7 protein-coding genes and 1 pseudogene are annotated in these 14,336 nt (G+C 38.1%); 7 read left to right on the forward strand and 1 reads right to left on the reverse strand.

Annotated elements, in window-relative coordinates:
- Window positions 1–140: 140 nt before the first annotated feature.
- The 7 genes and pseudogenes from JCM15092_RS09960 to JCM15092_RS09990 all read left to right on the forward strand — a co-directional run bounded on the left by JCM15092_RS09960 (window position 141) and on the right by JCM15092_RS09990 (window position 5,566).
- Window positions 141–842 carry an iron-sulfur cluster assembly scaffold protein gene (locus tag JCM15092_RS09960; protein WP_024994529.1) on the forward strand — a complete coding sequence of 234 codons (702 nt, stop codon included), beginning with the start codon at window positions 141–143 and terminating at the stop codon, window positions 840–842.
- A gap of 19 nt (window positions 843–861) precedes the next feature.
- Window positions 862–1,872 (forward strand): GGGtGRT protein, encoded by a 1,011-nt coding sequence (locus tag JCM15092_RS09965; protein WP_024994530.1) that lies wholly within the window; start codon window positions 862–864, stop codon window positions 1,870–1,872.
- A gap of 66 nt (window positions 1,873–1,938) precedes the next feature.
- A pseudogene (locus JCM15092_RS16910) lies at window positions 1,939–2,467 on the forward strand (site-specific integrase); the annotation flags it as partial.
- 481 nt (window positions 2,468–2,948) lie between these two features.
- Complete coding sequence (locus JCM15092_RS09975; protein ID WP_024994532.1) at window positions 2,949–4,043, forward strand: NAD(P)H-dependent flavin oxidoreductase; 1,095 nt, start codon at window positions 2,949–2,951, stop codon at window positions 4,041–4,043.
- Window positions 4,044–4,161: 118 nt separating this feature from the next.
- A complete protein-coding gene (locus tag JCM15092_RS09980) occupies window positions 4,162–4,401 on the forward strand; it encodes a hypothetical protein (RefSeq protein WP_024994533.1) in 240 nt (79 codons plus the stop codon).
- 144 nt (window positions 4,402–4,545) lie between these two features.
- On the forward strand, window positions 4,546–4,854 hold the full coding sequence (rbp, locus tag JCM15092_RS09985; RefSeq protein WP_024994534.1) for an RNA-binding regulator: 309 nt from the start codon (window positions 4,546–4,548) through the stop codon (window positions 4,852–4,854).
- Between the two features lie 172 nt (window positions 4,855–5,026).
- Window positions 5,027–5,566, forward strand: a complete 540-nt coding sequence (locus JCM15092_RS09990) for a helix-turn-helix domain-containing protein (protein WP_369384652.1) — start codon at window positions 5,027–5,029, stop codon at window positions 5,564–5,566.
- A gap of 18 nt (window positions 5,567–5,584) precedes the next feature.
- On the opposite strand, the gene JCM15092_RS09995 is transcribed toward JCM15092_RS09990, so the two are convergent.
- A complete protein-coding gene (locus JCM15092_RS09995) occupies window positions 5,585–14,290 on the reverse strand; it encodes a GH36-type glycosyl hydrolase domain-containing protein (protein ID WP_024994536.1) in 8,706 nt (2,901 codons plus the stop codon).
- Window positions 14,291–14,336 lie beyond the last annotated feature (46 nt).

The following is a 14,336-nucleotide window of genomic DNA, read 5'->3' on the forward strand; positions in this document are numbered from 1 at the left end:
AATTATATATTATTATTTATTAAAAACTAAGATATCAGCGATTGCAAAAAAGAATAAAAGAACTAACTTTGCATACCGAAAAAGAAAATCTTCTTTTTCAATGTTACGATGATTAATTTATTTAATAAAAACGTAAAAATATGACTTATTCACACGAAGTAGAACACATGTGTGTTGTGAAGAAAGGTCCTAATCACGGACCAGCTCCAATTCCTGAAGAAGGAAAGTGGGTTAAATCGAAAGAAATAAAAGATGTATCTGGTTTGACACATGGAATCGGATGGTGTGCTCCTCAGCAAGGTGCTTGCAAGCTTACATTGAATGTAAAAGAGGGTATTATTCAGGAAGCATTGGTTGAGACTATCGGTTGTTCTGGTATGACTCACTCAGCTGCTATGGCTGCTGAAATCCTTCCAGGAAAGACTATTCTTGAGGCATTGAATACAGACCTTGTTTGTGATGCTATCAACACTGCAATGCGTGAATTGTTCCTTCAAATTGTTTACGGTCGTACTCAGTCTGCTTTCTCTGAAGGCGGTTTGATTATCGGTGCTGGACTTGAAGATTTAGGTAAAGGTCTTCGTAGCCAGGTAGGTACACTTTATGGAACATTAGCTAAAGGTCCTCGTTACCTTGAAATGGCTGAAGGTTACATCAAGAATGTATTCCTTGACAAGAACGATGAAATCTGTGGTTACGAGTTCGTACACATGGGTAAATTCATGGACGAAATCAAAAAAGGTACAGATGCAAACGAAGCATTGAAGAAAGTTACAGGAACATACGGTCGTGTAACTCCTGAGCAGGGTGCAGTTAAACATATTGATCCACGTCACGAATAATTATAAGGAGGAAATAAAAATGATTAGAGAAGTAAAATTCGAAAGCCAAGACCGTCGTATCAAGCAGATTATTGCTGAATTGAACGCAAACGGCATCAAAGATATCGAAGAAGCAAACGCAATTTGCGAGGCTGCTGGTATTGATCCTTATAAGACATGTGAAGAGACTCAGCCAATCTGTTTCGAGAATGCAAAATGGGCTTATGTTGTAGGTTGCGCTATCGCAATTAAGAAAGGTTGCAAGAACGCTGCTGAAGCTGCTGAAGCTATCGGTTTAGGTCTTCAGGCATTCTGTATCCCAGGATCAGTTGCTGACGATCGTAAGGTAGGTATCGGTCATGGTAACCTTGCAGCTCGTCTTCTTCGTGAAGAGACTAAATGTTTCGCTTTCCTTGCAGGTCACGAGTCATTCGCTGCTGCAGAGGGTGCAATCAAAATTGCTGCTAAGGCAGACAAAGTACGTAAAGAGCCTTTACGTTGTATCTTGAACGGTCTTGGAAAAGACGCTGCTCAGATCATCTCACGTATCAATGGTTTCACTTACGTTCAGACTCAGTTCGATTATTATACAAGTGAACTTAAAGTTGTTCGCGAAATAGCATATTCTGATGGTCCTCGTGCTAAAGTAAAATGCTATGGTGCTGACGATGTTCGCGAAGGTGTAGCTATCATGTGGAAAGAGGGAGTTGACGTATCAATCACTGGTAACTCAACAAACCCAACACGTTTCCAACACCCAGTAGCAGGTACATACAAGAAAGAACGTACCCTTGCTGGTAAACCATATTTCTCTGTAGCTTCAGGTGGTGGTACAGGTCGTACACTTCACCCAGATAACATGGCTGCAGGTCCTGCTTCTTACGGTATGACAGACACAATGGGTCGTATGCACTCAGATGCTCAGTTCGCTGGTTCTTCATCAGTTCCTGCTCACGTAGAGATGATGGGATTCTTAGGAATTGGTAACAACCCAATGGTAGGTTGTACTGTTGCTTGTGCTGTTGACGTAGCTCAGTCTTTAGGCAAGTAATTAAATTACTAAATATTTTAACAGCCTTGTAAATCAATGATTTACAAGGCTGTTTTTTTAGATTAAGAAGAACTAAGGAATATAATCAACTGTTACACCCCTATTCCACGCTTTGAAAGGACAAAATATAGGTTGTTTTATTAGTCTTAGTTATATTGATATTAAAACATTAACTCCAGAACATTTTGAAAGAGATAACAGTGGTAGAATCTGGATTAAGAAAAGAAGGGTAAAAACAGAGATACTATCTAGAATACCATTATTTCCAATAGCAAAGATGATTCTTGATAACTATAAAGGTGGTGATAAGCTATTACCTATTCAAGATCCTGCAGATGTGAATAAGTATTTGAAAGATATTGCAATATTATGTGGTATTAATAAAAGGATCACATTCCATACAAGAAGACACAAGGAAAACTTTTGTTGGCTATTAATCAAACGATTATGTGCTATTCGCTTCTCAATAGGTAACGATTTAGAAACCAGCTTGGTTCTTATATGCTTAATTTCCTCACTATACAAAGAGCGACTTATCTTTTGCAAAAAGATAAAATGCTTTATTCTAATGCTTCTTTTTCTGTTTTTTTTCTAATTTTTACTTGATCGTTATTGAAAACTATAGATAAGAATTCTGTTGTATACGAACAAGACTTTCTATACAATCTCCATTTATTCAAAAGGTATTCTGCATGTCTTTTGGGGCTTTCTAAGAATATATACTTTCATATGCTCCCTTATTATTTCAGAATTATATTACTTTCGGCGAGATTAAGGTTGAGAGTATTGCCAAAATGATCGAACATATCAATGTCTATGTTAAAGTTATAAATATTAAAATATAAAGAATATTTAATAAGATATTGTAAAACAACAAATAAGTAGATTTATTTCCGTATCTTCACCCATTGAGCAATATAGTTTTTATTGTATCTTTTCTTCACAATGATTTGCTCCGCGCTTGCTGCGGATCTTCCCATCGTTAAAATTGAGAACAAAATCAACTCTCTTGTTTATAGTATTAATTCGTTGCGAAAAGTATATACAGTTTGTCGCGACACATTTTTGTAAATAAGATGAAATCATTTTTTATAGGGAATCTGGAAGTTAAACTTCCGGTTGTCCAAGGTGGAATGGGGGTAGGAGTATCTTTGTCCGGCTTAGCATCGGCGGTTGCTAATGAAGGAGGTATAGGTGTTATATCATGTGCAGGTTTAGGTCTCATTCATAAAGGTCACGGAAATTTCATAAAGAGTAGTATTTGGGGACTGAAAGAAGAGTTGCGTTTAGCCAGAGAAAAGACAAAAGGTATAATTGGCGTCAATATAATGGTTGCCTTATCTAATTTTGCTGATATGGCACGTACCTCCATTGCAGAAAAAGCAGATATAATATTTGCAGGTGCAGGACTTCCGTTGGATTTACCATCGTATCAAACTGCCGACAGCAAAACGAAGTTAGTACCAATTGTTTCCTCAGCTCGTGCCGCAAAGATAATTTGTGAGAAATGGTATAATAATTACGGTTATTTGCCCGATGCAATAGTTGTGGAAGGGCCAAAAGCCGGAGGGCATTTGGGATTTAAGAGAGAACAACTTGATGATGAGCAATATTCTCTTGAACATATAATTCCGGAAGTTATAAAAACGGTAGTTTCATACAAAGAAATAAAAAAGATCTCGGTTATTGCTGCAGGAGGGATATCCTCAGGAGGAGATATGTACCGTTTTATAGAAATGGGAGCATCTGCGGTACAGATGGGAACTATATTTGTTACAACCGAAGAATGCGATGCTTCGACAGCCTTCAAACAGGTTTACCTTACCGCACAGGAAAACGATCTTATGATAATCAACAGTCCGGTTGGGATGCCGGGACGTGCTATTAAAGGAGAATTTCTCAAACGTGTTGCCGAAGGATTGGAGATACCTAAAAATTGTCCTGTACACTGCATAAAAACCTGCGATTATACTAAGAGTCCCTATTGTATAATGAAAGCATTATTAAGTGCTGCGAAAGGAGACATGAAAAAGGGATATGCTTTTGCCGGAATAAATGCTCATCTGGCTCAGAAAATAAGTAGCGTTAAAGAAGTTGTATTCAAATTGAAAGAAGAATTTGCTATAGCAGAAAAAGTAGCATTATCAGCAATAGATCTGTCTCATGAATGATAATTTGACAGAAGAAACCGTCAAAAGAGACATCCGAGAATATGATCGTTACAAAATGTCGGCAAACAATGCTCTTGTATTTGTAAAAATACATAAAACCAATTAAAACAAAACAAAAATGGCAGCAAAACAAAGCTCTTCGATAAACAGAAAAGAGGGTGAAATAGCCCGTTCTGAAAGAACTTCAGCTAATCAGCAGGCTGAATCTGTATTGAAAAATGTAAAGGGAAAAAATGGGGCTGTTATTCATGTCACGATTAGCGAGAGGACAACAATCGAACTCCCTGCTCATTTGTCTCAGGAGGAAATAGATGCTCGAGTGGAAAAGTATATCAGATTGCACAAATCAAAAATATAAAAATAGCTATTCCTATATAAAAAAAGATATTTTAGAAATAAAGATGGTAATATTCTATTTGTAACATGGTCAAAGAGGCATGCTGAATGCTGTAAAGATCAGTCTAACCAATAAGGATATCCAATAATAATTAATAAAAAAAGAATGAACATTTACGTATCGAATCTAAACTTTAGCACAACAAGCGAGAGTTTGCAAGAATTATTTACAGCCTATGGCGAAGTAGAATCGGCTAAGATTATTACAGACAGAGAAACTGGAAGATCGCGTGGCTTTGGCTTTGTTGAAATGCCTAATGATGCAGAAGGACAGAAAGCTATAGATGAGCTAAACAATGCTGATTATGAAGGCAAGACAATCACTGTAACTATTGCTCGTCCTAAAACGGATAGAGGTAGCGGAGGTTACAACAGCCGTGGTGGAAACGGTGGCTACAATGGAAATCGTTACTAATAAAACGAAATAATGTATAAATTAAAACGGGTAGGTGTAATTACTTACCCGTTTTTTGTACTCATTTAGAATATGACAAAACAATATATTTTATATCTTCCTTCAAATAAGCCTAAATAAATCAGTATATTACAATCAAAAGTGCATCCCAATGATGATATATGTCAAATATATGGTTAGTCGCCGTTGCATAATGATGGTGAAATCCAATCTTGAGGAGATCGGAATCAGATATTCCAGTGTTCAGCTCGGAGTAATAGAAACTTTAGATGCAATTTCAGATGAGCAATTTTTTTTGCTTCGCACAATGTTATTAAAATCGGGACTTGAATTGATGGATGATAAAAAGGCAATCCAGATAGAACAGATAAAAACTACAATTATAGAACTGATACATCATTCTAGAGAAGAACTGAAAGTAAACTTTTCCGATTATCTGAGTGAAAAATTAAATAGCAACTACACTTACTTAGCCAATTTATTTTCAGAGGCAGAAGGTGTTACAATTGAACATTTTATTATTATGCACAAAATAGAAAAGGTAAAAGAATTAATTCTTTATGATGAATTGAACCTTACCGAAATTTCCTACAAATTACATTATAGTAGTGTTGCTCACTTATCCAATCAATTTAAAAAAGTAACAGGATTAACGCCTACTTTTTACAAAAACCTTAAAAATAAACGCCGGAATAATATTGAAAACTTATAAAGGCATCTGATGCTGCCACTACCTAATCCACACGTCAACAAAATGTTCTGTATAATCATTTTTCATATATACGGTATTCGAATCATCTTGTTTGAGGCTATCTAAAACAAGATAAGGATCTATTACAAAATCCTTGATACGATTGAACGAGATGTGATAAACAGTCTCTTGAAAATGGTAATGTACTTTGTAGTTATCCCATTCTTTTTTTAGATGAGGAGTTAAATGTAGTTTATCTCCCGCACGATTGATGCCAAGCAGTGTTTCTGTCAACAAACGATACATCCACGATGCCGAACCGGTATACCATGTCCACCCTCCTCGTCCGAGATGCTGAGGGTTTGTGTACACATCAGCCGCTACCACATACGGCTCAACTTTATAGATGGCAATATCCTCCGCTGTGGCACCATGTTGTACTGGATTCAGTAAATCGAAAAGCTCCCATGCTTTATCTGTTTCTCCCATCATAGCAAAAGCCAAAGCTGTCCAGATGGCTGCATGAGTATATTGCCCTCCGTTTTCACGAACTCCCGGAATATAACCTTTTATATAACCCGGATTTAGAGATGATTTATCAAATGAAGGAGTAAACAGACGGATGAGCTTAGCCTCTTTTTCGACTAGCTGTATATCAACTTGCTTCATGGCCATTGCCGAACGCTCCTTATCTCCTGCACCACTAATTACCGACCAACTTTGAGCAATAGAATCAATCCGGCATTCTTCATTCAGAACAGAGCCGAGAGGACTACCGTCATCAAAAAAGGCTCGACGATACCATTTGCCATCCCAAGCATGTAATCTGATATTTTTTTGCAACTCTTTTGCTTGCTCTACACAGTATTGAGCAAACGATCCATCATTACGAAGCCTTGCTGCATCCGAAAACTTGACTAATACATCATGCAAAAAGAAACCGAGCCAAACGCTTTCACCTTTTCCTTCTTTGCCTACCAGATTCATACCATCGTTCCAGTCGCCGCATCCCATGAGAGGTAAACCGTGCACGCCAAATTTAAGACCGTACTTAATACTCCTCACACAATGCTCGTAAAGGGATGCCGATTCGGCTGAATGATTGGGCTGATCGTAATATGATTCTTCGTCTGCCCGTAGCTCCCGACCTTCGATGAACGATACAATCTCACCTAAAATGTCATTATCTCCAACACTTAAAATATATTGACATACAACATAAGGCAACCACAAATAATCGTCCGAAAAATGCGTTCGAACACCCCTGTTCATCGGAGGATGCCACCAATGTTGCACATCGCCTTCGGTAAATTGATGAGCGGCTGCACGAAGTATTTGTTTTCGGGTTATATCGGGTTCAACATGAACCAGAGCCATTACATCTTGCAACTGATCGCGGAAACCATAAGCTCCTCCCGATTGGTAGAATCCAGAACGTGCCCAAATACGGCTACTCAACGTTTGATACAGTAACCAACCGTTAGCCATTACATTGACCGAAGAATCAGGAGTGTCTACTTTGATTCCACCAAGTGTTTGATTCCAATAGTTGCGAACACTATCTAATGTTTGTTGTGAAGATTCTACTTGTCGATAACGATGGACTAATTGTTTCATCTCCTCTTTATTCTGAGCAAATCCTAACTTGAAACGAGTCTCTTTAGTTTTCCCCTCTGCTAAATCAAAAATAACTTGAATGGCTCCACAAGCATCAATACCAGCTCCTGTTTTTCCTGATAAACGAGTATGCTTCATCGCTTCAGGATCAGATAAGCTTCCATTTTGCCCAATAAATTCTTTTCGATCGCCTGTCACCGTTCGGGGCTCATTGACATCTATAAAAGCAATCTTTTCTGCGAAATCTGAGTTATAGAAATTATGAGCAAAAAGCACCCCAGTTTCTATATCGACCTCCGTCTGAGTATGTAAAAGACTTTTGGATTTTTTCTCTGCCAACACCCATTCATAATAGCCGGTAACAGATAAGTTGCGCGGACGATTGGAAATATTCTTTATTTTTAAGATTGTGAATTTTACCGATGTGTCCAAAGCCACATACATCCACAGCTCTGATTCTATTCCATTTTCAGTATGCTCAAAGACTGTATAGCCAAAACCATGTCGAATAACGTAAGGACTATTTCCTCTTGCAGGATAAGGGGTTAGTGACCAGTATTGTCCGGTTTCTTCGTCGCGAATATAAAAGGCTTCGCCCGATGAATCCAGTATTGTATCATTATGCCAAGGTGTAATACGGAATTCATGCGCATTTTCACCCCAAGTATAAGCACTCCCACTTTCAGATACCACCGTTCCAAAATATTCATTTGCTAATACATTACACCAAGGAGCCGGTGTTGATTCTCCCGGTTTTAATGTAATAATATATTCCTTCCCATCGGCAGAAAATCCACCGACACCATTTGAAAGAATAACATCATTGGGTACAAAGTTTGTTGTACTCACCTCTTCAATAGCATATATTGGTTTTAATATCGGAGTTTGAACATCCGTAGTTAACTTACCTTCCATTTGGTCGAATAATGTTCCTTGCTCATCATCGATTACAATTCGGGCAACAGACTGAAGGAGTAATATATCTTCGTGGGGCATATGCTCTACACGTCGAACAAAAATGCCACCTTGCTTTTCTAAGAATGTGGCATCTACACCACTGTGTATCAGGTTCATTATCTCATCATACAACGATTGGCGATACACCGATGTGTATTCGTTCAATATAACAAGGTCGATCACTAACCCTTTCATCCGCCAGTAAGCATGCGCCAAAACCAATTGACGTACCAGTTCTATATTTGTTATATCCTTTATTCTTAATAATACCAATGGAATATCACCTGAAATACCATAGCTCCACAATCCGCTTTGTCCGCGTTTGTTGTTTTTTACGGTATTCGAATCAGACCTGAACAAAGGATTTGCATAGACCAAAGATCCTGCCATTTTCGCAAAAACCTGAGCTTCGGTCTCGGTAATATTAAGTTGATAAAGAACCACCTGACTGTGAGTCCATGCCAATTCAAAGGCACGATCTGTCATGCGGATATTCTGGTATTTATCCGATAGGGACAACGCTCCTAAATACGTGTCGGACATACCAAGTAGCACATATACTTTTACACTCTTTCGTGCTGGGATAACGATCGACCGTCGCAATGCAATACAAGGGTCAAGAACAGAACCCTCACTGTTTGATAACGTTCCGGATTGCCTCATTGCCAAAGGCTTTGACAATGAATGTCCTCGACCAACAAAAGAAGCTCTGTCTGTTTCGCACGTAACGTCATTTTCCTGATCTTGCCCGGATAACAGCAAATGCAGCAAGTATGGTGGGGTTTCCTCCTGCGAACGGGGACGTCGGGTACACAATATGGACGAAGCTGCTGCATTGAATTCAGTTTGTACAAACAAGTTATTGAAAGCAGGGTGTGCTTCATCTGCATCTTGCGACGATATAACAACTTCGCTGTATGTAGTCAGTTCTATTCTCCGTGACTTATTGGTATGGTTGGTTAAGGTTATTCGCCTCAGTTCCATGTCATCTTCGGGTGAAACACATATGGTTGTTCTTACTTCCAATTTAGAATGTTGTTGTTTAAATTCTGCATAAGCCTGAGTGAATTTTACGCTGTAATCATCAGAAGGATTTGGTATCGGTTGGTTTCCGATCGACCAGTATTCTCCTGTATCAACATCACGTAAATAAACAAATAATCCATGACAACCTGCGGTTGCATCTTCACGCCAGCGGGTGACTGCTAAATTATTCCATCGGCTATAGCCTCCACCACTGTTATTTATCATTACCTGATAACGTCCGTTAGATAGCAAGTTGATTTCGGGTGGTATGTTTTTATTATCGAAAACTCGAGTATAACTTACACTGTTATATAATAACGGATTAGTCCCTTCGATTTCAAATTTAGAGTCATCCGATATAACATCGATCTTTATATTATGAGGATTTTTTTCCTGTAATAAAGGTTCAAAGGCCTTAATCATCGGGCAAGACATAAAACGCTCCTGCATTTTATTTCCTTTCATTAAGTTGGATATCGATACCAGTCCCATACCTTGATGATGTGCCATATAGGAATGAACTGCTATGCTTGTTTCATTTAACGGCAGATGAGATGGTGTATAATCCACAGCCTCGTAATAACCATACATGCCTTCAAAGCCGTCATTGGTAAGCCGTTCCAGGTTTTCGCACGCTTTCCGCGAATTAACCATCAGAGCCAGAAGAGTGGCATAAGGTGCAATAACTAAGTCTTTTGACAGACCTCGCTTCAATCCCAAACTTGGTATTCCGAAAGCTTTATATTGATAATTGAATTGAGTATCTGTGCGATTTAATCCGGATTCTGAAATTCCCCAAGGAATATCGAATTTTTTACCATATTCGATTTGTTCATAGATGACTCCTTTGTAGGTTTGATCGAGCAATGTTTGCTCATAATTTGGCATAACCAACAGTGGCATAAGGTATTCGAACATAGATCCGCTCCACGAGACTAATATAGGTTTCCCCTGCGAAAAAATAAGTAATCTGCTTAGGGAAAACCAATGCTCTAACGGAATTTGTCCTTGAGCTATGGCTAAATAACTACACAAGCGTGCTTCGGAAGCTAACATATCGTACGAACCTTGATCTATCTGTTGTTCGGTAACATTGTATCCGATCGAGAATAACTTCTTTACTGGATCATATAAAAAGGCAAAATCCATTTTGGAAAAACTATCACTTTGCTGTGCCAGAACATTGAGAATCATTATTCTTTGTTTTGCATTCTCTATTGCATTTTTCAGGTAAGCCAGCCATTGTGTTAAGTATTTTATTTCTCTATCAGCTGATAAATTATCTTTGCCGGACAATTGTTCTAATACAGATTGAATTTGTGAACAAATACCGGTAGTTTCTAAATTGGCTATTTGCGTTAACGTAGGCACATAATCTAAAGCTTCCAGTGTAGAGATTATGTAATTCATCTGTACATATGCACTATTTTCTCCCGCTCTTTCAACAGGAACAGAAAGTGATATAGCAAGCCAAGGGCCAAGAAAAAGCATTTCATCAACATACTCCTTGCAGTTTTTCTTTAATACCGCCCCCCATGAATTTAGTATGGCATCGTCGGATGATAATGAATTATTTACCTGCTCTATTTGTTGTTCTGCCAATTTTAAAAGGGTAAATGCAGCGGTTAATGTTTTCGGCAAAGGCTTAGATAATTCTTTTTCGAGTAGAATCAAGGCTTTGTTTTTGCAGTCAATGTTTCTCATTGTCTGTACAGTGTCAAGCATCCCTTCGAAAATAACAGGCTTGTAAATACAGTCTTCTTCCAATTCTCTTAGTCCTTGAGCGAGTGTAAGCAAATGCCCTGCCAGATTACCGCTATCGACACTCGAGACATACAACGGAAACATAGGCTCAAGTGTTTCGGTATTATACCAATTATACAGATGCCCCCTGTGCTTTTGCAGTTTTGTCATAGTATCAAAGGTCAGCTTAGTTCGCTCTACAAACTTTCCAGCTGTCAGGTATCCTAAATCAAAAGCGGATAAATTGGCTAATAACGACAGACCAATATTGGTAGGAGAAGTGCGGGAAGCAATAGCAGGATTAGGTGTCTCCTGAAAATTGTCGGGTGCTAACCAATTCTCTTTTTCATTAACGAAAACTTCGAAAAAATGCCAGGTTTTACGGGCTATACGGTGTAATAGAAGATCTTGCTCATTTGTTATTTTAGATATTTTGGGGATTGTGGGACAACTTGCGCGCCAGGCGATATATGGAGCAATTATCCATATAAATAAAAACGGACAAACGTATAGTAAGATTGGGTTGTATATACCTAATGATATTCCGCACAGAATAGCCATTACAGGAGAAAACCACATTCTGTTATAGAATCCCGATAGCGTATTAACTGCTTTTTTCTTTACATCAGCAGAGGTCTGCCATTGCATCAGATGTTTATGAGAGATAATTAATCGCCAAAGAGTAACAATAATTGCTTTTACACATAGATAGGCTTCATATGGGAGAACAACTAACGCAAATAGAACCTGTTTGAATTGATACATGCTTTTTCCTAAGACCTCCCATAAATGGAGTTTCCACGATTGGTCTTTTGCTTTGCGTAAAGAGTTGGTTGTATTCTCCAATACAAAAGGTAGAACGGTAATGAGAAGTATCAACAATAGACCTGACCAAAGTTTTTGAGGGAACAATATGGCAAATCCGATCAAGAATAACAATGTTGCAGGTGAGACTATACTTCGGCGTAAATTATCAAGTATTTTCCATTTGCTTAAACTCGAAATAGGATTTTTGGAAAAACCTTTACCCGAATTAGGAACGTAAGGCAATACCCATTGTAAGATCTGCCAATCGCCCCGTATCCAACGAAAACGACGGTTTGCATCCATATTATAACCCGGAGGAAATGATTCGGATACTTCTATATCACTAACAAGTCCTGAGCGTATATAGGATGATTCCAACAAATCGTGGCTAAGTATTTTGTTCTCAGGAAAACGGTTGTTTAAGCTGGTTTCAAAAGTATCTACATCATAAATACCTTTACCCATATAAGAACCTTCGTGAAACACATCCTGATAGACATCGGATACAGTTCGGGTGTAAATATCAATACCCGAATCGCCTGTAAACAAGCGTGAGAAAGGGGAACATTGACTGCTGACAAGATTGGACGAAACACGAGGTTGCAGAATACCATAACCCCTGACTACAACATTTCGTTTCACATCAAGTTCTGCCTGATTCAGTGGGTGAGCCATTGTTCCTATCAGCTTATGAGCAGTTTCGGGAGACAATTGTGTGTCTGCATCTAAGGTTATCACATACTTAAAGCTCGGCAATATAGACCTGTCTCCTTCAATGTGTGAGAAGCAATTGTTTTCCTTGCCTCTTAGTAGCGAATTAAATTCCATTAGCTTACCCCTTTTCCGCTCATATCCCATCCACGTTTTTTCTTTCGGATTCCATTGACGAGGGCGATGAAACAGATAGAACAGAGTGCCGTTATCAATCTTATACTTTTTATTGAGATTTTCAATTCCCAAACGTGCCAGATTGAGCAAAAGATCATCGGAGGCCTCTTTCTCTTTAGAAGCATCCGGAAAGTCTGTCAATAATCCAAAATAAAGATTGGTATTTCTATTCGACAGATAATGAAGTTCCAATTGGGAAATTAGACTATCAACATTCTCTTCATTCGAAATAATGGTTGGAATAACAACCATCGTGCGGCATTCGACCGGTATCGATTTGGAAAAATCGAGTCGGGGTAGAATATCCGGTTTTGCAAAAAGAGTAATTATCCAATTGACAAAGAATACAGCAAACTGGCTAATGAAAATAAAGAAAAGGAATGCTAAGATCATGAAATGCCAATGTGTTATTGACATTTCTTTAGATTGAAAAACAGAAACAAATAAGATAAATCCAAGTAAAGACAATATAGTTATAGATCCGGCATAAATAGCTAAAGGAGCATCTCTGAATACATTTCTTATTCTTGTAGTGATAGTCTTTTTTACATCAATTTCTTTTTCGAGTAAATATTTTCCATCACCTGTTAAAAAATAGCCCACATGAGCTTGTCGTGTGCCCGTATCTTTATACAATTGGGTTAATGTAATCGCAGATTGAGCAATTTGGATCTCTGATCTAAGACTGTTTTGTCCTAATGATTCTATAATATGTCGATAATGATCACGAGTATTAAAGTCCATAGATCCATAAATTCCAGCTGGATCTTTAAGTAAAATTTGCTCTACAATACTTTGTTTTTCAACAAATATTTTCCAGTCGGTTGTATTTATAAACCGGAGACTATTTATGATATGACTAACAGATAATTGATTTACTGCCTGATTTTGATTTTCCTGATAAATCAGCTCGTCTATGAAAAGTCCATCCTCCGCCAGTTTTTGTTCGAGCCAATTGCGGGATATCTGTAATGCCGAATTTTGAGACGATAACCGTTGACTGAATTCTGATACAAAAGAACCGGATGTCGGGATATCGGAATGTGCCATATCAGCTACTATCTCAATCAATTTGGAAGGCTTTTTGAGAGCAATATCCTCCAGCTTGTCGACCCACAGTTTTGCTATATCGCGATGTTTCGTATTTAACTGTAATCGAGTTGCAATACGTTGCAAATTTTCGATTAACGCCAACCGTAACATAATAGGGATTGCCCACAGCTCTCCTATCTTGAGGGCAGATTTTATTTGGTATGCCTTATAAAAAGCAGAAAGTGATTCTATATCAATCTGAGAATCTGTATGGGAGATGAGTTCTATGACTGAAGAATATATACGAGGTATCCCTTTATATTCACCTTTCAAGAGGCAAGGAAGTTCTTGGTTATATTCCTTGGGGTAGTGATGTCGGGCTAATAAAATATGCTCTTCAATTAAATAGAAATTGTCAATCATCCATTCGATAGCGGGAGTTACATAACTTCGATTACTGCTTGTTAACATTTCATTATTGAAGTCGTGCAGAATAACATCATTATAATCTAATTGCTCTCGCAGATAATTACTCTGTGTACTCCCTGTTGCCTGATGATCCTCTCCAAGTGCTTTAGAATACTCTGCCAACTGTTCTGTATTAAACAATTCACCGTAAAAAGGTTTATTATTGACTTTTTTTTGGGATTTCTTATAACCTCTAAAATCTAACATATTTGTTTCTTCTGTTTATTTTAAAAGGTATGCCGATTTATGGAAA

The organism is Phocaeicola paurosaccharolyticus JCM 15092 (assembly GCF_000613805.1).
Classification (GTDB): Bacteria; Bacteroidota; Bacteroidia; order Bacteroidales; family Bacteroidaceae; genus Phocaeicola; species Phocaeicola paurosaccharolyticus.